At 45.6% G+C, this 19,962-nt stretch carries 17 protein-coding genes and 1 pseudogene; 4 read left to right on the top strand and 14 right to left on the bottom strand.

The features are described 5' to 3' along the window. Positions 1 to 4 precede the first annotated feature (4 nt). Both BC751_RS17770 and BC751_RS17765 read right to left on the bottom strand, forming a co-directional pair. Entirely contained in the window at positions 5 to 424 is a 420-nt protein-coding gene (locus BC751_RS17770) for a hypothetical protein (protein ID WP_130276796.1), read from the bottom strand. After that, positions 421 to 1,125, bottom strand: a complete 705-nt coding sequence (locus BC751_RS17765) for a hypothetical protein (protein WP_130276795.1) — start codon at positions 1,123 to 1,125, stop codon at positions 421 to 423. Before BC751_RS17765 ends, BC751_RS17770 begins: the two co-directional genes overlap by 4 nt. A gap of 206 nt (positions 1,126 to 1,331) precedes the next feature. On the opposite strand from BC751_RS17765, the gene BC751_RS17760 reads away from it, so the two are divergent. Further along, entirely contained in the window at positions 1,332 to 1,598 is a 267-nt protein-coding gene (locus BC751_RS17760; protein ID WP_130276794.1) for a hypothetical protein, read from the top strand. Positions 1,599 to 2,330: 732 nt separating this feature from the next. Here the strand turns inward: BC751_RS17760 and BC751_RS17755 are convergent. From BC751_RS17755 to BC751_RS22090, 5 genes and pseudogenes are all read right to left on the bottom strand, one after another. After that, positions 2,331 to 3,266 (bottom strand): tyrosine-type recombinase/integrase, encoded by a 936-nt coding sequence (locus BC751_RS17755; RefSeq protein WP_242617521.1) that lies wholly within the window; start codon positions 3,264 to 3,266, stop codon positions 2,331 to 2,333. Further along, the gene (locus BC751_RS17750; RefSeq protein ID WP_130276793.1) at positions 3,260 to 4,171 is read right to left on the bottom strand and encodes a tyrosine-type recombinase/integrase; all 912 of its coding nucleotides are present in this window, start codon (positions 4,169 to 4,171) and stop codon (positions 3,260 to 3,262) included. Before BC751_RS17750 ends, BC751_RS17755 begins: the two co-directional genes overlap by 7 nt. Positions 4,172 to 4,312: 141 nt before the next feature. After that, a complete protein-coding gene (locus tag BC751_RS17745) occupies positions 4,313 to 6,136 on the bottom strand; it encodes a hypothetical protein (protein ID WP_207226914.1) in 1,824 nt (607 codons plus the stop codon). Next, positions 6,137 to 6,304, bottom strand: a pseudogene (locus BC751_RS22735) (toprim domain-containing protein); the annotation flags it as partial. It abuts the gene before it with no gap. A gap of 161 nt (positions 6,305 to 6,465) precedes the next feature. Then, positions 6,466 to 7,065, bottom strand: a complete 600-nt coding sequence (locus BC751_RS22090; protein ID WP_207226913.1) for a CHC2 zinc finger domain-containing protein — start codon at positions 7,063 to 7,065, stop codon at positions 6,466 to 6,468. Positions 7,066 to 7,222: 157 nt separating this feature from the next. On the opposite strand from BC751_RS22090, the gene BC751_RS17735 reads away from it, so the two are divergent. From BC751_RS17735 to BC751_RS17725, 3 genes are read left to right on the top strand one after another with little or no spacing between them, the layout of a single operon-like run. Next, the gene (locus BC751_RS17735; RefSeq protein WP_130276792.1) at positions 7,223 to 7,558 is read left to right on the top strand and encodes a helix-turn-helix domain-containing protein; all 336 of its coding nucleotides are present in this window, start codon (positions 7,223 to 7,225) and stop codon (positions 7,556 to 7,558) included. Continuing rightward, complete coding sequence (locus BC751_RS17730) at positions 7,555 to 7,761, top strand: hypothetical protein (protein ID WP_130276791.1); 207 nt, start codon at positions 7,555 to 7,557, stop codon at positions 7,759 to 7,761. The genes BC751_RS17735 and BC751_RS17730 overlap by 4 nt, the downstream gene beginning before the upstream one ends. Beyond that, positions 7,761 to 8,009, top strand: a complete 249-nt coding sequence (locus BC751_RS17725) for a type II toxin-antitoxin system RelE family toxin (protein WP_130276790.1) — start codon at positions 7,761 to 7,763, stop codon at positions 8,007 to 8,009. Before BC751_RS17730 ends, BC751_RS17725 begins: the two co-directional genes overlap by 1 nt. Positions 8,010 to 8,164: 155 nt before the next feature. On the opposite strand, the gene BC751_RS17720 is transcribed toward BC751_RS17725, so the two are convergent. The 7 genes from BC751_RS17720 to BC751_RS17690 all read right to left on the bottom strand — a co-directional run bounded on the left by BC751_RS17720 (position 8,165) and on the right by BC751_RS17690 (position 19,900). Then, the gene (locus BC751_RS17720) at positions 8,165 to 9,391 is read right to left on the bottom strand and encodes an RHS repeat domain-containing protein (RefSeq protein ID WP_130276789.1); all 1,227 of its coding nucleotides are present in this window, start codon (positions 9,389 to 9,391) and stop codon (positions 8,165 to 8,167) included. A 309-nt stretch (positions 9,392 to 9,700) separates the two neighbouring features. Beyond that, positions 9,701 to 10,213 (bottom strand): hypothetical protein, encoded by a 513-nt coding sequence (locus tag BC751_RS17715; protein WP_130276788.1) that lies wholly within the window; start codon positions 10,211 to 10,213, stop codon positions 9,701 to 9,703. Continuing rightward, positions 10,194 to 11,021 (bottom strand): RHS repeat-associated core domain-containing protein, encoded by an 828-nt coding sequence (locus tag BC751_RS17710; protein WP_278043608.1) that lies wholly within the window; start codon positions 11,019 to 11,021, stop codon positions 10,194 to 10,196. Before BC751_RS17710 ends, BC751_RS17715 begins: the two co-directional genes overlap by 20 nt. 28 nt (positions 11,022 to 11,049) lie before the next feature. Next, positions 11,050 to 11,700 (bottom strand): hypothetical protein, encoded by a 651-nt coding sequence (locus tag BC751_RS17705; RefSeq protein WP_130276786.1) that lies wholly within the window; start codon positions 11,698 to 11,700, stop codon positions 11,050 to 11,052. A gap of 5 nt (positions 11,701 to 11,705) precedes the next feature. Beyond that, entirely contained in the window at positions 11,706 to 16,220 is a 4,515-nt protein-coding gene (locus BC751_RS17700) for a DUF6443 domain-containing protein (RefSeq protein WP_130276785.1), read from the bottom strand. Beyond that, positions 16,220 to 16,669: a hypothetical protein gene (locus BC751_RS17695; RefSeq protein WP_130276784.1), complete on the bottom strand. Its 450-nt coding sequence runs from the start codon at positions 16,667 to 16,669 to the stop codon at positions 16,220 to 16,222. Before BC751_RS17695 ends, BC751_RS17700 begins: the two co-directional genes overlap by 1 nt. Before the next feature lie 6 nt (positions 16,670 to 16,675). Beyond that, on the bottom strand, positions 16,676 to 19,900 hold the full coding sequence (locus BC751_RS17690; RefSeq protein ID WP_130276783.1) for an RHS repeat domain-containing protein: 3,225 nt from the start codon (positions 19,898 to 19,900) through the stop codon (positions 16,676 to 16,678). Between the last annotated feature and the right edge of the window lie 62 nt (positions 19,901 to 19,962).

The raw sequence follows: 19,962 nt of genomic DNA, 5'->3' as shown, positions 1-19,962 counted from the left end.
TTTTTTATTCCCTTTTTCGCAAATACCTTTGAATAAAGTTTTCTTGAAAATTCTCAAAAGCAATGCTATCTACTCTTAAATCAAAATAACCTTCTGTTAATATAATTCTATTTAGAATAAGTTCCTCATGATCAGATGTAAGAATTAGTATAGAATCTGAAATCTGTACTGTTTTCCAGTTTTTTGAACGTCCATTGCTATTGGTAAATACCTTAATGGAGTCATCATAGACTCTGTATTTATACTCGATTGGTCCATACGCTTCGTGATTAAACACAAATTCTTTTTCGTTAAAATATATTTCAAAATATGTAGAATCTTCTTGAGTTCCCCACCAGGCTCCCAAAAGCAGATTTTTAAGATTTTTTGAAGAACACCCGGATAGAATCAGGATAATGAATATTAAATACCTTAAATTAATCATAGTCCAATACCTTTTAATAGAGTTTGGGAGAAGTTTTCAAATAGGCTCCAATCGTTAAAGCGTATGGTTCCAATATTACTTCTTCTTTCATCAAAAAAGCCTTTTAACCTTATACCATAGGGATTAGAAAATTCCTTATTATTTAGAGGATTGACTTTTGGGAAGTTTGACTCTAATAGGTTTTCTCTTGTAAAACCAAATTCATAGGACCTAGCCCTGCCTTCTCCATAAAACACAAAGCGATTAAATGTTATATTTTCACCTGTATACATTTCTATGCTTGTACCATTAATCTTCCCTGAATTTCTGTACCCGCCTCCGAGATCTCCCACCTTTTTGAAATTATCGAAAAAATCGAATTCTAAAAAATCACTTAGTTTATCTCCTGGTTTGGCCTTGGACAACATATTTGCCAAATTTTGTAGACTACTCTGATTGTCTAAAGTACCTCGGCCGGTGGTAATTGAAATTTCACTTCCATCATCTATTTTTATTGTTACCGTTTTCGAGGGCAATATATCGTTTCCTTCGAAATCCATCGTACTACCACTATAGTAAGCCACGCTACCAACCTCGATCATCTCTCCATATCCTCCTCTTACATACTCAAACATCCCATTCGGATCGATAAACTTAACAGGATTGTTGAAACCATAGCGGTAAGGTGTCCAATCTGGTGCTGCCTCCGCCAGCGGATCCACCCTTAAAAACCTCTGTACGCTTTTTTGCTCCGCTGCTGCCGTTCTATATACGACTTTCAGCGGGGTTTCAAAAGCTTGGTTATATGTCAGTTTCAGGCAACCCATTGGCGGCAAAGATACTAATTTTCACCTTACTTTTTTCTTTCATCTGAACAAAAGCCCCGCAGGGATTTGACCCTTTTTCAGTTCACTGCGTGGCCGTTCATTTGAAAAAAGAAAAAGCGACTTTGGAGTTTTTTAAGCAAGTAGTTTTGAGCTGCTCGATTTATTTCGGGCTGCTCAAAACACAACTTGCCGTGTCCGGTTGGACACTGTGCCTGCCTGCATCGGAACAACCCCTTCAACATTATTTTTCCAAAAGAAAAAAGGAAAAAAAAGAAAGCCCTCCATCAAGTGGAAGGATGCAAAAAAGCAAGGGCGGTGAGGAACGAGCCGTTTATATACCCTTGCTTTTTTGTCAGCCTGGAACTTAGCTTTGCTGCCCTTTTTTATTCTTTTTGGACGAATAATCAACCCTTAACCATTCCTTACCTGTCGGGGATCCTGTGGGTCGGATGGAGCGTAAACGCAGGAAAAACAGCCTTGAGCTAAACGGCTGGACGGAGGCTGCAATGAGTGGAGAGAGGCACGAACGGAACGGGTTGCAGTCCGAACGGCCAAGCCACCGGAGAGAGGAACGAACGGAGGTTGCGAGCCGCCAGCGAGTGGAGCAAGGGTGCTGCAAAGGAAGCCCGCAGGAACGAGGGCGTTTTGCAGCTATGTGTGGAGCGTAACGCAGGGTTTTTGTAATTTTTTCTTATACAAAAACCCGGAGTGAAGCGGAACTTACACAAGGCTTACCTACCTGCCGGAGGCAAATAAACAAAGTCAAGCCGCAGCCCGCAGCGACCCGCAGGCGAGCAAAATTATGGCAGGCGGTGGATGCGTTGCGGCTGAACGTAGTGAAGTGAGGAACGAACGTAACGAAGTGAAGCGGCAAAAGCAGACAAAGTAGCCTGCCGTGAGGAAGAGGGAGGAACTGCAAAAGACATGACAGCATCCGCCGCGGCGGACCCGAAGGGCGAACGGCTCTGTTTTATGCCTTAAAAAACAAACACTCCATAAAACAATGCCGTGAGTGCTGGCGTGGCTTTTTGCCGGATGACGATGACGAACGCCGCTTTACCTGTGACCGTTGTCTTTACTGCAAACCTCCCTTCGGAGCACTACCCCAGCGGATGGTGTTTCTGTACCGCAGCTTTCAGTTCATCCAAGCCCGTCTGCCTGTACCGCTCCGTCGAACTCGGGTTTTTATGTCCTGCGAACACCTGGACTACCCGTAAGTCCTTTCCCTCTTTCAACAGGTTGGCGATCACGCTCTGCCGGATGGTCTGGGCATTCAGTTTCCTTTCCGGAAAGAGATCCCGGAAGGTTTCCACCAAGTAGTTGATATCATCGGCTTTGATGGCCTTTCCCCGGATGTTCAGGATCAGTTGATCGGTGTCTTCGCTGATGGTTTTGGGCCGTATTTCGTGGATATACCTGTAAAAAAGCATGATCTGTTTGGGCTTCATCTTCAGGGTTCTTGGCAGTGTCTTGGCCATGCCCCTGCTGTGGACTGTCCCTGCTTCCAGGTCAACATCCTCTAACCGCAACTGTTCTGTTTCCTTCAACCGTAAGCCCTGGTAGATCAGCAGACTGACGATTACTTGGTTCCTGGTCCTTACGCTTTCATAGCGTTCCTTCCTTTCCATCAGCTGTTCGAGTTCAGTTGAAGAAAAAAGATCCTGCAACTGGATGTCCTGCCCTTTGGCATCCCTCAGCCTCAAAAACCTGCAGGGATGGTCTTCCCGCTTTCCGGTATGCAGCAGCCAGTTGTGCCAGGACTTTGCCCCGTAAAGCATCCTGTTGACCGTCCTCGGGTTTTTGTGTTTCTTCCTGAGGTAGTCCACGTACTGCAGGATGTCTTTGTAGGTGGCTTTTTCCGCCCTTTCCCCGGTCATGTAGTCCAGGTATATCCGGATGTCCCGAAGGTAGATCTTCGCCGTCTCCGGGGTGTGCCTTTCCAGCAGGTATTTTTCCAGTTCCCTTTCCTTTCCCGGTACTCCCTCCGGTCGACCGGGATTTCGCTTGTCCGGTTTGTTTTTATCGGTGCTCAACATATCTGTTTGGATAGGTAATGTTTGCTGATTTTGGCATAGAGCTGGGTCGTCTCAAGATGGCGGTGGCCGAGAAAGTCCCTGACCTGCTCGATGCCCAGTCCGCCTTCCAACAGGTGCGTGGCGATGCTGTGCCGCAGGCAGTGAAGCCCGATCCTGTCCGTAAAGCCCGCCTGTTCCGCCAGATATCCGAGCCGTCTCCAAAAGCTGTCCCCGGACATCCTGTTCCCGTGGTTGTTGAGCATAAAAGCCTTTAGGCTGTCGGCTGTGGCCCCGCTTCTGTAGGATTCCCTTTCATGCAGGTAATAACCTTTCAGGTCTTGGGCAACCTGTACGCCCATCGGCACCGCCCTTCTTTTCCCGCCCTTTCCCGATCGCACGTACAGCAGTCCACCTTTAAAATGGATGTCGGATATGTCCAGCTTTTCCGCCTCCGACCTTCTCAGCCCGCAGCCGTAGAACAGGCTCAGCATGGCATGGTCACGAAGGGTCTCACATGCACCGTACAGGGCTTTGATCTCTTCGGTGCTTAACACCTTCCTGGGCGGATGTTCCGGCTTGGGGAAGGCCAGTGCGCCGAAGGGGTTGCTTTCAAGATCCCCAAGGGCTTCCCGGAAGTTCATAAAGGTTTTCAGGGCATACAGGTGATGGTTGATCTGGCTTTCGCTCAAACTGCCTCCCCTTTGGCTCGGTCTTGTCCTCAGGTACTCCCAATGTTCCAGGATATGCCCGGGCATGATGCCGTCCAGTCCATGGATGCCAAGGCCTTCCATCCGGTAAAAAAACTCCCGCAGGCAGGATGGCAGGGCTTCACAGCTCCCTTTGTTGTAGCCCGTCCGTTCCAGATACAGCTTAAAGTCCAGCAACAGGCCATTATATTCTTTGTTGTATATCGGTAAGTGCTTCATCGTAGTAGATATTTTCAGGGGGGCTCACGTTCTTTCGGAACACGGAACGCCAGGGGTATTTTGTTTGGTTGCAGCAGGTATTGGCCGGTTTTGGGTCTTTCTGGCGTTCCGGCTGGCGTTCCAAGGGTATGGAACACCAGCCTATAAAATTTCAAGCTGGTCAAGCTGCCCCTGCAGGTGCCTTTTTGTTTTTGCCCGCAATGCCTCGATGTTGTCCCACCAGACCACTTTGTATTGATAGCCCCGGTTCGCATGGCCGCCCGTCTGCCGGATGTATTCCAGGGCCAGCAGGTCATGGATGTAGCGGTGAAGCTGGGTCTTGCTGATGTTCAGTGCCTGCCTGATCTCACGCTGCCCGAAGCTGTACGATTCGTATGCATCGCCTTTGCCCTTGATGTAGGTTTTCAGCTGCTCGTAGAACAGCCGCAGGCTGCCGTCCAGCTCGTCTATCTTCAGCACGATGCTGTCAAACATGATCTCCGCCGCTGTCTGCAGATCCTCTTTCTCCGTGATCAATCTCCCTTTCTGATCCTTTTTCCTCCTGTACTGGTTCATCAGGGTCATCTGCTTGACGAAGCTCTGGTACAGCCCGTTCAGCCGCCTGATCTTGTGGGCCTCTTCAGGAAGGTTCACTTTGTCTGCGTATGGATTGACCACTTCATACGGTTTCAACATCCGGATACAGTTCTGTATAAACTCCGTGGCCTTCCTTTCTTCCTGCCCGTCTATTTTCCCGGATGCCTTTTGGTTCTGGTACTGGATGATCCTTTGCGTCTGCACCCTGGTCTCGTCCACTGCGATCAGAAAACAGCGGTTCATGTTGTCCTCGTAGATCTCCCCCTTGGTCGTGCAGGCCATCGATGCGATCGGCCCGTAGACGGTCTTTTCATACGCCCGGTTGTTGCCCTTCTCGTCCTGGCCGGTGGTGCTTGAGGAGAGCATTTCCCTTGATTGTAATTCCCTAAAAGCCAGCTGCGCCTCTTCCTTCATCCCGTCCAGATCCTCCAGACAGATCAGCTTGTTTTTCAGGTCGTACATGCCATAATTATAAAAACTGCTCTCCGTGACCCTTGTAAACCTTTTTACATCTTCATCCGGGATAAAACTGCTGATTTTGACCAACAGGTGCGTCTTGCCCGATCCGCTCGATCCCTGGATCAGGGCATGCAGCGTGTCGGGCATCCCGTAGCTGGCGGCGATGCAGAACAGGAATACCCGGTTGTTTTCCTCCCCGACGACGCCCGCCTTTCCTATCAGTCCGTTGAACCGCTGGATCAGGTTGGGCTTGCTTAAAAAGTCCCTGCACCGGCCGCTTGCCGTACTGTCCAGGGCTGTCCTTGCGCTTTCCGGCTTTTGCCCCGTTTCCCGGCTGTCACGGTAATCTTCCAGAAGGTCGGCCAGGCGGCACAGGTCGAGCTCCAACAGGTCGGCCCTGAGGTTGAGTTTTTCCGCCGCTTCCCTTGCTATCCGTTCCGTCTGCTTGTTCTCGTACAGGTCCAGGCGGTTGCGGTAGCGGTTGTAGGCACTGTTGCCCTTCCCCTCGACCATCAGGCTGATCTGCAGCCTGTCCGGCTCCTGTCTCACCCCGCCTTTTACATAGTAATGCGCCGTGTCGGTAAAGTAAATGATCCTGTGTGGATTACTGGTATCAAAGCGACCTGCCGCATGGTCTGGGCCGGAAGTTGGTTTCTGACTGCCTGATTTTGGCTGTGGGGTGGTTTGGGGTGGTTTCTGGGCGTTGGTTTTTGGTTGCGGTTCGGTTTCCTGCTTCTGAACCTCTTTCTTTTCATTTGAAACAGGTTCATTTGAAGAATAAAAAGATCCGTTTGGCGATTCAAAAGGGGTACGGCTGTCGAGCAGGTGTTTAAAGAGTTCTTCCGAACTGTCCGCATGGTTTACGTACAGGCTGTTTACATCCTCGCCCTCCGGGGTATTTATCCGGCTGATTTTCACGTTCGGCAGCAACTCCTTCAGCTTTTCGCCTTGTTTTCTTGCGCCTTCCAGTCCGGCGGCATCCCCGTCAAAAAAGAAAACAATTTCCTCTAAGTTGTTCAGTGATTGGATGGCGTTTATATGTTCCTCGGTCAGACCGTTGGTGCCGTAGCAGGCAAGTATTTCGTATTCCGCAGTAATGCCGGGGATTTGGAGCAGGGTGGCAGCATCGATGATGGCTTCGGTCAGGATCAGTTTGGCGGCCTCCTGTTTCGGATAACACGGATAAAGCCCCTGCCTGTCCCTGAGGTAAAAGTGGCGTGCCTGTCTGTCCTCTGCCGTGCTGCGGAAGTACAGGCTGGTTATTTGGTTCTCACTGTTCCGGAGCGGGAAAACGATCCCGCCCTTCCCAAAGGGGCTGTGTAGGCCTTCTCGCCCGTACGGTTGTTTGTATGCCCTTTGTCCAGCAGCAGGCCGTATTTCAGGCAGGCTTCTATCAATGTTCCGTCCTTTCTGCTCCCGTGGTGGAACTGGCCGCTGTTGTAACCGATCTCCGTTTTACCATGGTCCAGTCCACGGCTTTCCAGGTATTCACGGGCAGGCCTGCTGTTGTGTATGGCATTCTTGAAGTAGGTGAACATGTTTGTGAGCAGCACAACCCTAGTCAGTTTCTGGGCAGGGGAAGCCGTACCGTTGATCAGTTCCCCCGCCTTCAGGATCGCCTGGTGTTTGTCTGTCTGTTCCATGTGCATAATAAAGTCGATCACGTCCAGGCTCTTGCTGTGGGTGGGGCAGTTGGAACTGAAGCAGTAGGCCGTCTGGGTCTTGTAGTACACCTGCATGCTCGGGGTCCTGTCCGGGTGGAACGGGCAGTTCAGACGGCTTTGCTTGTCCGGTTTCAGCCCGTAATGTTCCAGGACTTCCTTTAGCGTCAGTCTGGTTTTGATCTCGGTGATCTCCATAATCGAAAGATTTTAGAAAAATATTTCTTGTTCCTATCAGAGACAAAAGTATCCAATTATTTCAATCATACAAAAATTATAAGATTTTATTCTATCTTTTATTTACGTAAATTTGCCTTAAACATGGATTAAGGAGTACAATTACATCTTATCAGGTATGGAAACAGGCAAAATAATTGCAACTTTAAGGGATTCCAAAGGCTGGTCACAGACCGATTTGGCCAACAACAGCGGGGTATCCCGTGTAATGATCGGTAAATACGAACGGGGGGAAGCCGTTCCGTCCATCGATGCAGCCAAGAAAATCGCAGATGCCTTTGAGGTGTCTTTGGATTATCTCGTAGGAGAAGGGCAAAATGCCAAGTTTGACAAAAAGACTGTACAGCGGCTGCAGGATATTGAAGCCCTGAACCCAACGATAAAGGACAAACTTTTCTTTTTGATCGATACGGTGATCCGGGATACAAACGCCCAAAAAGCTTACATGCAATGAGAACACAATTTATAACAGACGACCACGGCAAAAAACTTGCCGTCATTCTTCCAATCAAGGATTACAACAAAATGGTGGATGATCTGGAAGAATTCGAAGACATTAAACTCTATGATGCCGCCAAAAAAGGCAAACAGGAGTTTATAGACGCGGAACAGGCTTTCAGGGAGATTGAGAAAAAACGCGGACAAAAACAAAAGTAATGTACAAAGTCCGTGTTGAGCGCAAAGCGCAGAAAAAGCTCGCCAAGATTCCGGAACCGTATTATTCCAATATCAAGACCGCCATACTCGATCTGGGGAACGACCCACGCCCAGAAGGCTGCAAGAAGCTAAAAGGAAGGGACGGCTACCGTGTACGTGTGGCCGATTACCGAATCATCTACGAGATACAGGACAGTGTCCTGCTTGTGGATGTGATCGATCTGGGACACAGAAAGGATATTTATTGAAAAAGCCCGGCAGTGCCGGACTTAGAAAGAATCAATGACAAATACCCTAATTTACGTTAGTTATAATATAGATCAGTAGGGCTATTATTAATCCGATAATCAATATAATTAGCTGTAATCTTGCAGACTTAGTAGACTCTGATTCTCTTATTTTGTTACTTTTCCTCTCGTTCTCCATATAAAAAATCAATGACATAGTTAGATATTTTATTCACTCCTTTATTTATCGTTTGAAGAATTGATTCTTGGGCGATGTCATTCACAGCTGCATTTCCAACTCGTTTAGAAACGTCTACTGCTTTACCTACTGAATAACCCGTCGTAGCGGAAACCCCTGCTTTGGTAAATTCAGCTCCTGCCAAATTATACTCACCTGCTATGATATAACCGATCCCCTTTGAAGAAGCTCCAAACGCAGAAACTCCATCACCGAATTTCATAACTGTTAACCCTAAAGGACCCGTTATGGGAGTTGAGGCAAGTCCACCAGCTGAAATTACTTCACCTCCTTTATCCAATACATCGCCAACATCAATCGCAGCCTCCTGAGCCAAAGTTTTCCCAACACTAGTTATTTCATTTAGATCTGAAGATACCCCGGTAATCCTAATGGCTGCCCTCGTGGTTTCATTCATCCCGATATTTGAAGGGGTGCTTCCTGAATCTCTCGAAATCAACCTTTGAACAGGAGCATTGGCTTGACTTAGTATTCCCGAATATTTTGCTTTCATCCCTTGATATGCGGCATAAAACGTAGGCCAGCAGCTGGGACATTTCCCATCTGGATCATTATATCGGATCGGGTTGTTCCAGCTGAATTGATACGGAGACAATCCTATTTGATTGGGATGGTCGGCAAGTACATCAATGCTTATAAACCTGCCTATCACCGGATCGTAAAACCTTGATTTGAAGTCGTATAGATTCAGGTTCAGATCACTTAGGATCTCGTTGCCGTTGTAGAGGTACTTGTTGACCTTTATTCCCGGCTCCTGATACCCCAGCCCCTGTAATTCCACACCCCACGGATCGTAATGGGTTTCCTGAACCACTATCGGACCAGTACTCTGTATGGAGAAGTTATCGTACCATACATTCTCTGATGTCTCATTGACCACGAAAGCTTCAATATACCCGTCCTTCTCTACAAATATATCTTTTTTCAGCTCTTCATGCTTGTTCCGGGCTTTTTTTGATAATAGAATTTTACCACTATCATATTGGTTACTATCCCTATCATAAAGGGCATATGCCATATATGCTTCGGGAACTGGCTTTTTGTTCAGCTCCGAAAGCACCAACATGATAGCGTTGGCCAGTAACAATTGATTGGGTCCGCTTCCAGCATACTGCTGTCCAAGTTCGTTGAGCTGACTGGCCACAGCAGACAGGTCTCCTGTCCTGATGAAACTGGCAGGCCAGAGCCTGAATTTCTTCGGATCAATGTATTTTCCAAAGACAGAAAGCTTAATGGTGTCACCTTCCTGGATTTCTTGGGTTCTGGCAGGGCCTTACCCCCCTGCAACCTGGCCCCAAGCTAAAATAGCCCACTGGACTGTTTCTTAACGCTTGATCCCCTGTGTCTGGATTCGGTGATGTTTTCAAAGAATGGGATTTCAAGTTCCAAAGATAGAAAAGTGTAGTTTTGAACTACTCTTAGCGCCTACGATATGCCTCAGCCAATAGGGACTTCATTTGTTAAAGTATTCATCAATTTTATTTGGGAAAAATTGACGATGAAAATAGTAAGTTTCATCATTATCATGGAGGACGCAAATCACCTTATCTTTAAATGTCTTTTTATCCATTATAGGATAATCACAATTTTTTATTTCAAACTTTTCTGAATTAATTTCAATTACCTTTTCAGGTAAATTTTTCAACCCTAATATATTGAATGAAAAAGTTCTAATTTTCATAATATTATTTTCAAAGCTTAAAGATTTCACTGTGTTATTAATTATCCTTCCACGCCTTACAGAACCTCCATAAGTATATAATCCTAAATAAAACATCATTCCAAGAACTCCTAACAAAAACCATAAGTAATTACCGTTTGATTTCTGAAACATTAGAATTGAAAACAATCCCACAGCAAATATTCCAAAAATTGTCTCATAGATAGCTGATTTTTGAGATTTTAACACCCAATTATTAAGTTGATCCACACAATAAATTTCAATATTATTTTTGTTGATTCCCATAGTTCCAGACTGTATAATAATTGTTTAATGTTGAATACAAATGAGCACCTCTATTTACGCCTTGAGTATTAATAATCCCATTAATACCCGCACCAGTTCCACCTGAGATAACGAATGATCCAACATCATTTGTAACACCCAATCCTATTTGCCATGGTCCGACATCAAAAAAATCTCCACCATTGGCACCATCAATAATCTTTCCAGCCATTCCACCAAGATTATTTGGAAGCGCATTACCAACCTTTTCATTATAAGTAAGGTATGAGACTAATCTAAAGGAGTTCATTCCAACCCGATAAACACCATCGACTATTAAAACCGTACTTAATCCTGCCGTAAATGCCTCTCCTGCTACACCAAGTATAATTTCTGCTGCACCTCCTACAATTCCAATACTTGAATCAAATACACCTCCTAAGTCAACACCTTTATCACCAGTATCTGATGCTTTAGCCGAGGATTTTGAATTTTTTCTCTCTGATCCATTTGAAGACCCTTTAGTTTTACCCGAAAAACCCCCACCTTCATCTTCTCCCACATATCCCTCAAAAGTTACTTGACCGTCGAGAGGTATAACTTCTTTTCTCTCAGGATCACTTGCGGTTATTGGAACCGCCTCCATCCCATCTGGGTCTATGACGTTTAGTGGACTGTTCAGTGCATAATTATAAGGAGAAAGGCCTATAAACTTCTCCGCCAACGGGTCTATAACGCTCCATCTCCCTATTGCCGGGTCATACATCCTGGCTCCGTAGTCATAGAAATTAAGATTTAGGTCAGAGATCAGTTCCTTTCCGTTGTACAGATACTTATTGAAATCTATCGATCGAGACTCACTTTACCTTTTTAAATTTCGGTTTTCCTTTGTTCTTCCAATAGAGCTTGTTTCCTTTTATATCAATAGTATCGTTTTTGATTGTTTCGTACAGGAACATGCTTCCCCTAAAAGGGAATGTTATCAGATAATAATCGTTTTGTGTTTCCTGTACTTCATATTCTTCTGTCGAAACTGACTCTCTGGTGGTATGTATTTCGGGAAGATTCCTATAAACATAGTAAGCGTTTATTTTGATTGTATTTAACAAATTATTTTCTGGTAAATTAAATATTGGACTTTGCTGTCTTACCGTATCTACTTGATTGGTAATTAGCTCATAATCAATATTATGAAGTAAATCCGAATCAAATTTATCATCAACCAAAATCTCGATAGTTTTTTGAGGTAAGTTTTTCTTCTTTTCAATTACTTTCAAAGGAAGATTTTCTATATCAATGTGAGAGTTTAAAACAATTTGTTTTGGGTTAATCAATTTCCAAGTTCCAATAGATTGAGCTTCCAAAGTCATTACCCTTCTTTTATATACAAATATTGAATCCTCATTTAATTGTAGAATGTTAGACATCCTAGAATATTCACCCGAAAGATGCATTTCTTTTGCACTTGAACAGGAAAACAATAATAAAATTAAAGTATACCTTTTCATTGTTTTTATTTTGTAAACCCGAAGTTAGAATAAGGCTTGACTTTACCTCCTAATGATGGATGGATATAATATATCCCCCTAATATAGTGTGGGGTAATTTCATTTATTGAGGTAGGCCTTCCACCATCTGAAGATGGGACCTTTTGAGTTACGGAATACTGTCGTCTGTATGCCTCTATCTCCGAATCCCCTCTTTTTAAACCGATATATTTAAACTCCTCACTACCCAAAATCCCTTTGATCAACCCTTCTCTGGCCTGAACTGCATGTTTTAACTCATGCACCTCATTCCCAAGACTTCCCTTGAAAGTATTAATAACCGTGGTGCCGTCAGAATCAGTAGAAAGAAAGCCGTACGGACTGGTAGATGGATCTAGATTATTAAACCTAAACATTATACCATCTTTTTCCCCAAGCTTTGCAAGCTCGGTTTGTGCATTAGATATTTCATTCCGCATTGCAGAAACTTCAGCTTTTTTACCAGAAAGAGCCTCAGCTTTTTTTTCATTTCCTTTTGCCTCAGCTTTTGAAATTCTGGATTCAAGACGCTTCTCGTCTCTAGCGTAGACTTTGTCGATATAGCTTAGTCTTGCAGATATTTGATCAGCGTGATCCTTGTCCTCTTGGGTTTTCCATTCATCCCCTAAAGGATCTGAAATAGAAATGGGATTATTTCCCATCCCATGATATGGTGACCAATCATAATATTTCTCGGATTTAGGATCGATTTGCCACCAACGGCCAATAGTTGGTTCATAGCTCCTAAAAAAAGCCGAATAAAAATTCAGGTTGAGGTCGTCTACATATTCCATGCCATTATACAGATATTTATTGACCTTTATTCCCGGCTCCTGATACCCCAGCCCCTGAAGCTCGACACCCCATGGATCATAATGCGTTTCCTGGACTATAATTGGACCAGTGGATTGGATACTGAAGTTATCATACCAGACATTCTCGCTTGTCTCGTTGACGACAAAAGCCTCAATATACCCGTCCTTCTCTACAAATATATCTTTTTTCAGCTCTTCGTGTTTGTTTCTGGCTTTTTTGGAAAGTAAAATTTTTCCGGAATCATACATGTTGCTATCACGGTCGTATAGTGCATAGGCCATATAGGCTTCTGGCGCTGGTTTGTTGTTCAGCTCCGAAAGCACCAACATGATAGCGTTGGCCAGTAACAATTGATTGGGTCCGCTTCCAGCATACTGCTGTCCAAGTTCGTTGAGCTGACTGGCCACAGCAGACAGGTCTCCGGTCCTGATGAAACTGGCAGGGAACAGCCTGAATTTCTTAGGATCCATGTATTTTCCAAAGACTGAAAGGTTGATGGTGTCGCCTTCCTGGATTTCCTGGGTTCTGGCAGGGCCGAGGATCCTTCCCCGGTCCGCATTCAGCCAGGCCACGGCATAGCCGCCCTCGGTCACATTGTGCTCGGCTGCGCCTTGACGGGACTCGGTGATGTTCTCAAAGTATTCCTTTTCAGACTCCTCGTTTTCAGGTTCCATGGTAGCTACCCTGAATACACCTCCCTCAGGCCCACGGATCACCTGCCTCACATTACCGAGATGATCCTTTACAAAGAATTCATACCTTGGTGTGCCGGACTCATAGGCCACCCGGCCTTCTTCATGGATAAGGTGATCTATGGCATTGTTGACAAAGACAAACTCTCCTATATAATCCCTGGTCACGGTGGTTCCACCGTTTACCAATACCTCCCTGACCTTGTTGCCTTCCGCGTCATACTGGTAGGTTACCCTGCGGTTGGTTCCCGTAAGTAAAACCGTATCCGGAAGGTTGAGATAATTATAGCTGATTTTGCTGATCTCCTTGTCAAGGTTGGACACCAGGCTGCCGTTGTTGTTATAGGTATAACTGGCGGTATTCCTTTCCTTGAAATCCTTGGACAGATAAGTATTGTTTGTTACGGCATCGGCCACCTGCTGCAGCCGGTTGCCGTGGGTATCATAGGTATAGGTCAGGTTGTCCACCATTCCAAAGGTTGAGGCGGTCATCTGGTTATGCCTCTGCATTTTTTCTATATTCCCGTTGGGGTCATATTGGATGCCTGCAAGGTTGTACCTGCTGTTCTGGGAAGTGGCCGAAGGGACTGTATAATTTGCAGCGGTGATCCTGTTGGCCCTGTCGTAAAGGTATCTGTATTCCCTTTTCACATCGTCCCTTCCCCTCCAGTCCGAACGGGTAATATTTCCGTTCCAGTTGTTGTCCGTTGCCAGGACTGCACCTGTTTCATAGAACAGCTCCTGTGCAAACAGTTTGGTCGCCGAATTGCTCACCTGTGGGTTGTTGATCTGCTTCAGCCATCCCCTGATGTTGTAATTATAGGCAAATCCCGCATTCCCCGCCCCTGGGAATGATTTGTTGGACAGCTGGTTCAGGCTGTTGTAGCTGTGCTGGGCAAGGGTGACAGTGGTCCCGCTGCCTATCCGGTGGGTGATATGGGAAAGCTGTCCCGCTGCATCATAGACATAACTTCTGGTAATATTGTAGGTCACGGGTGTACTGTACTGGGTATAGGTTGCCAGAGGTTTGTTCTCAAAATCATATCTTGTGGAAACCCTCAGGGTTCCTCCGAGGTGATGGTCCGAGACAGTCTGTACCAGCCTTCCCTGTTCGTCATAGTATAAGGCTGTCTCGTACCTGGTCCCTGTGATCAGGTTTCTCACCAGTTTGCCTGTCAGCAGACCGTGGGTACGGGAGGTCTGGTCATGGTAACCTGTAGGTTTGACATAAGTCAGGGTGCTCTTTCTGAAACTGTAACTATCATAGTAGTTTACTGTAAGCACTTCCCCTTCGCCGTTGCCGTCAGTTGATCTGGGGTATCCCCCGGCATTGGTGGTCCCTGATTTTCCGGAGGTGGCATTGATCACGGCATTGTTTGCCCCCAGTCCGTCCAATAGGTTCTGCAGGTTTGCCCTTGTAATGTTATGGGTAACCAGCCCGGTCATTACTGTCCTGTCGAGTATATCGTATTTGGTATACTGCCATTTATTCTGTGCTGTCAACAGGGCATCCCTCCATGCCACTAAGCGGTCATTCCTGTCATAGACCATCTCTTCTGTGTTTTTTCCGGGAAGTTTTTTGGTGATCATTCTTCCCCTTGCATCATAGTTGTATTGGTAGTATTGTGCATTTGCAAGGGTTGTATTGGTGGACTGTGAGGTTGACCAAGAGTTTTTCCTCAGATGGTCCACTGCCTTGGGAGGAATGACGACAGCGAGTCTTCCAAAGTCATCGTAAACATAATAGGTACACAGCCATCCATCGTGGGGTGAGGCGGGCGTGGCAACTGACTGGACCTTTTTAAGGATCAGTCTTCCAAGTTTATCATGGAATTCCTGGATTTTCTGTTTGTTTTCATCAAGGTTTTCCTTTTTCCATAGGGTACCTGAAGCATAGATACCTGAGGTAATTGGAAGTCTGCTTGAATTTAAGGTTAATATCCTGACACTATCTGCCGCTGCATTTGATGATTCAAGTAATTCGAGTTCTTTTCCAGACCCCATCCTCCAGGCATTTCCTGGATTGGATATTTTCCTGATCCTGTTAAGGGGAGATGCTTCGAACTGGGTTTCGGAATATCCGTAGGTATCACCGAAATTCGAGTTGTAAAATGAACTGTGGAGACTTAAGCCTGTGGGCCTGAACCTGCCCGGGTTTGTGCTGTTGTCCGCAAAAGGCAGATAGTCCCTGTAATTCCTTCCCAGGGCATCATACACTACGGGGGTAACGTGGTCCATTCCTGTGGCCGTTGCCTGGATGGTCACTTTTTGCTCGGGTCTTCCCAACCCGTCATAATAGACAGTCTCTTTGTAGGATCCTTTCTGGCCAGAGGCACGTACCTGGTGTCCGTGCAAAAGGGAATCCCGCATCGAGTATGTCCTGATCCAGTTGTAATTTTCCGCATAACGGTTTACCCTGACAGGTACCTTGGCTGTTATACAACCTGTTGCCATATGCCTGTAGGCAAGATAGTAGGTTTTGGAACTGCTCAGACTGGGAGTTGTGTAATTCTGGTTACTCGAAAGCAGAGTGGTCTGATTTGTATCATACCATTGATAGGTAAACCCAGAAGGTGCTGGATTTGCCGAAAGCACCACACTGGAATTGGAAAAAATCGTATGCTCCGGAGCGGAGGGAACCACTGCCGGGCAGGGGCTGACGGCACTGTTAACAGTAATATTCCTGGAAGCAAAAAAAGAGTTCCCAAATTCTGTTACCTCAAAATAAACGGTGTATGTTCCCGCATTGGAATAAGTTACATTCAAAGTGGAAATATCCTGAATAGAAGAATTTCCACCGGGGAATGACCAGTAGTAGGTTGCGAAGGAAGGTGGCCCTACCTGCATCCCCTCACTGTAGAAAAGAACTGTAAACTGGGCGGTCTGGCCGGTATTCACAGAAGTAGGTCCGCTGAGCTGGATGCTGGTGATCCCCTGACCCCATACATTCATTGCCAGAAAGAATAAAAATATAAATAGGTATATGTTTTTCATTATTCGATCTTTTTAAGGTGGAGGACATCAGTTATTCCTTCTGTTTTTCTGACAGGGTTGAGCATCATGGACTTTTCCTCCATGGTAACCATGTAATCCAATGTTGATTCCTTGGTGGCTAAGCGGAGCAGATTGTCCCTTTCAATCGAATAGGTGCCCTTTACCGCCATAAACTGTCCCCTTGAGGTCCATTGGAGTTCAAATGAACCGTCTTCAAAAAACATGTATATTCTTGATAAAAGGGTCTGGTCGAGGGATTCTTCCTGCTCTGTGGCCAATGCCGTCAGGGATTCCGAGCGGGACAATGTGATTTCTGATTTCTGCCTGTCGAAGTTAAGTCTCCACACACCGCTGATAGGCAGTTCCATTTTAATCCCGAGATCCTGGGAATACCCGGAACTGTAAAAAAGGAACAACAGGATGGAGAGGCAAACAATATGTTTTTTCATGATGCTTTATTTCTTGTAGGTGTATTCATTATGGGAAAGGATATTTCCATCTTCATTTAAGACTGTCTCCAGTCTGCCAAAATGGTCGTAGTGGTAATATGTACCCCTTCCCCTTGGGTCCATTGCACTCTGGATACCTATGGAAGGATGGTAGGTATAGGTTACCGGCATGGAGTTAAGTGGGGCTATCCTGAGTTCATCGATATAGATATTGCTTCCTGAAATGCTAAAACCGGAAGAAGTGACTTCTCTTTCTATCAGCTTCCAGGTGGTATTAAGGGCTTCAGTAGTTCCCATGAAGGACCAGTTTTGACTTCCTGAGATGGTACTGGCCCAAAAACTGACCTTAAACCTATTGGCAGTGCTTGCTCCTGATACCGTCCTGCTTATGGCTCCGGAACTTAGGTTGTAAACATTTTTCCCTGTTTTGGCTTCTCCAAGGGACAGGATAGTTTCCTGGCCTGAATAGGTCCAGCCTCCTTTTTCATTGGTTTCAAAAGAAGTATATGCCACTTGTGTTGATAATGCGTTTGTAAATTCACCGACGGCATAGGCACCATCATAAGCCCATAGGTAGGCCACAGGAGCGGCATCCACTTTTGATATCTGGGTAATATTGCCCCTTGAATCATATGAAGTGAAACTCAGTCTGTACCGGTATCTTGAATCTTTGATGATCCAGCCCACTGATGTGGAGGTTGTTGCCAATGCAAATCCGGTAGAGGTGATGGGGCTTGCGGTCTCGAGCATCCATATACTGTCAGCTTTATATCTTGCAAATCCGATATCCCGGAAGGTGGTTATCTGGCCGGATACGATTCTTTGGTTGGAACCGTTGGTATTCTGTGTTATCACATACTGCTCAACAGGACTTGCAATCATGTTTTTGAGCACCATCTGTTTGAGTATGTTTGGGGTGCCAGTGTAATTGGAAGCTGTATTCACAAGGTTGAAGGGATACCGGAATTTAGTCACCACGGCTTCGGGATTGCTGCTGGCCCTAAGTTCATCATGAAGTACCTGAAGATAATTTGGATCATACTGTTTGATATAGGTAGTGACGTGGTTCCCCGCACCGGAATACAGGGTTTCGGTCCTGTTGGATTCAAGGTAAATGCCTTTGGTTTTGGGAAAGTTGAGAATATGATAGGTAAAGCCGTCAAACGGACTTCCCAGATAGGTACAGTTCATCATCAGTCCACCCTGCCATGTCCCTGTTATATACTGGATACCTGCCTGCCCGACATTTTTTGTCTGGCCTTTCAGCAGTGTATAGGTAATCTGGGTCCTTGATACCAGACTTCCGCTGCTGTTGAAAACTGATTTCTGGGTCAGTTTGCCCCTTGCCCAGGACATGGAATTCCTGAAGGTCCTGTTGGAATAGGGGACTGTAAATAGCGGATCTCCAATATGGGTATTGTCATCAAAAACATATTCTGTTTTGCCGTTTACATTTGTTCCGTTTTCATACTCTGTAACAGTGGGATAAACTACGGGACTGTCCTCATATCCCGGTCCAAGTACAGAGTTTGAAAAGAACATCCTGGATCTCAGTTCTTGGTCGCATGGTGTAAGAGCACAGGAACTGCGTACCCTTTGGGTGTGGTGAAAGAAAAACCCGTTCTGTTCAAAATTTTTGATGCCGAGCCCGTTTTCAGAAGTACCGTATCTGTACTCTTTCATTACCTGGGAAGAACCTGTGACACTGGTTATTCTTCTGACCCTTAGGCCCCCACCGTACTTTGTCTGTCCACCGTCTGAATACCTGTGTGGCTCAAACTGGAATTCCGTATATCCCCCGGTAGGAAAGGTTATCCTTCTGAGCACAGCTTCCTTCAGAAAAGTGGTATCCGGTTCCCTATTTGCTCCTCCTATTGAAATATTTGAAACGGCTGAACTGGTATTCTGCTGGTACTGGATTGAAGTGGTAGGGATTAAATTACTGTTGTTCCTCCCGTTGAAAAAACCGAACCAGTCCCTTCTGGTACTGTGGTTGGGCATATTCCAGGAAAAGTTGTTGGTATGGTAGGTAAAGGAATAACTGTTGATTTCTGTTCCTGCTCCGTCCAGAACGGTGATTCCGTCCAGTTTAAGCCTAAGGTTCTGGTTGTTTGCCAGGTTTCTGAAATAGCTGTTGTTGTTTAACTGATAAGTTTTAAGAAGGACAAAAGTATTGCCCTCTTTTCTGTAGATTTCTATGCGATCCAGCCTTTTTACATTAGTGGAAAAGGGAAGGTCCAGCCTGTTGGGACCCAGAACAAACTTCACTTTTCCGGTTTTGAAGATTATTTCGTCTATACCGATCTGTGTGGTGGTACTTGTGGTCTGGACCTGGGTAACTGTCAGGTCAAGATTTGGGCATGGAAGACCGGTCTGGGAATTTGTGTAACACTGGTCAAGTACTGTGATGTTGTGTTCAATATCGCTCAATTGAACAGTGCCAACTGTCTGGTAGGTGATCTGAATAACATCGTCAGAATCAGGGGAGTGTATTTCCACCAGGTGCCATGCAGTTGTATTTCCACCTCCGGTGGTGGACGTACTTTCCCTGGCGCTGCTTCCCGAGGAACTCTGTCCAAACCTGTACCTTATCCCTTTCTCATCTGTGATATCAAAGAAATTGACCCCGTTCCTTGTTATTGAAATCGGTGCTTCGGGAAATAAGTAGGGAGGTTCGTTGTTCTGGCTGAGATAGAATTTTCCTGTTTTTCCCGGGAAACTGTATGAAAAAAGATCAGGTTCCCTATCAGAGATTCCCATGGCGAGCTGCTCCTTATAAGATATATCGTTGCAGTTAGGGGCCGTAACATTGTAGTTGTTTACGGCATTGAGGTAACCTGAATTTGTTCCTCCCGTTTCATCTGGCTTACCCTGGATACTTCTTGAAATCTGTCCCCCTGCACTGACCGTCCAGCCGAGTCCTGCCCATGTGGCCTGATCGGTGTATTTGAAACCGGCAGCATGATAGGTAAAACTGATGGGGAGCTTCAAAGGTCCACTGGTGACCTCAAAAACCGGAATGGAAATCTCAGGTAACCCATGGTAGAGGTTGACCCCATAATCCCCATATTTTTCCATTGCAGCAACATTGGGCGATTTCTGTACTGGACGTGGGATAAGACTCTGTATCTGTTGCTGGACACCGGACGGAAGTTGGGCTTTTGCCGGGCAAATTGTGAAAAACAGCAACACAGGAACAACCGCCCTAAAAAAAGAATAATGTTTTACCAAAGTACGATTCTTAAAAATGTAGAGACATATTAACCTGTTTACCATAAAGCATTATTTGTTTG

The sequence above is a fragment of the Cecembia calidifontis genome (genome assembly GCF_004216715.1).
GTDB classification, from domain to species: Bacteria; Bacteroidota; Bacteroidia; order Cytophagales; family Cyclobacteriaceae; genus Cecembia_A; species Cecembia_A calidifontis.
The sequence above is the reverse complement of the archived record's forward strand: the minus strand, read 5'-3'. Positions and strand labels throughout refer to the sequence as shown.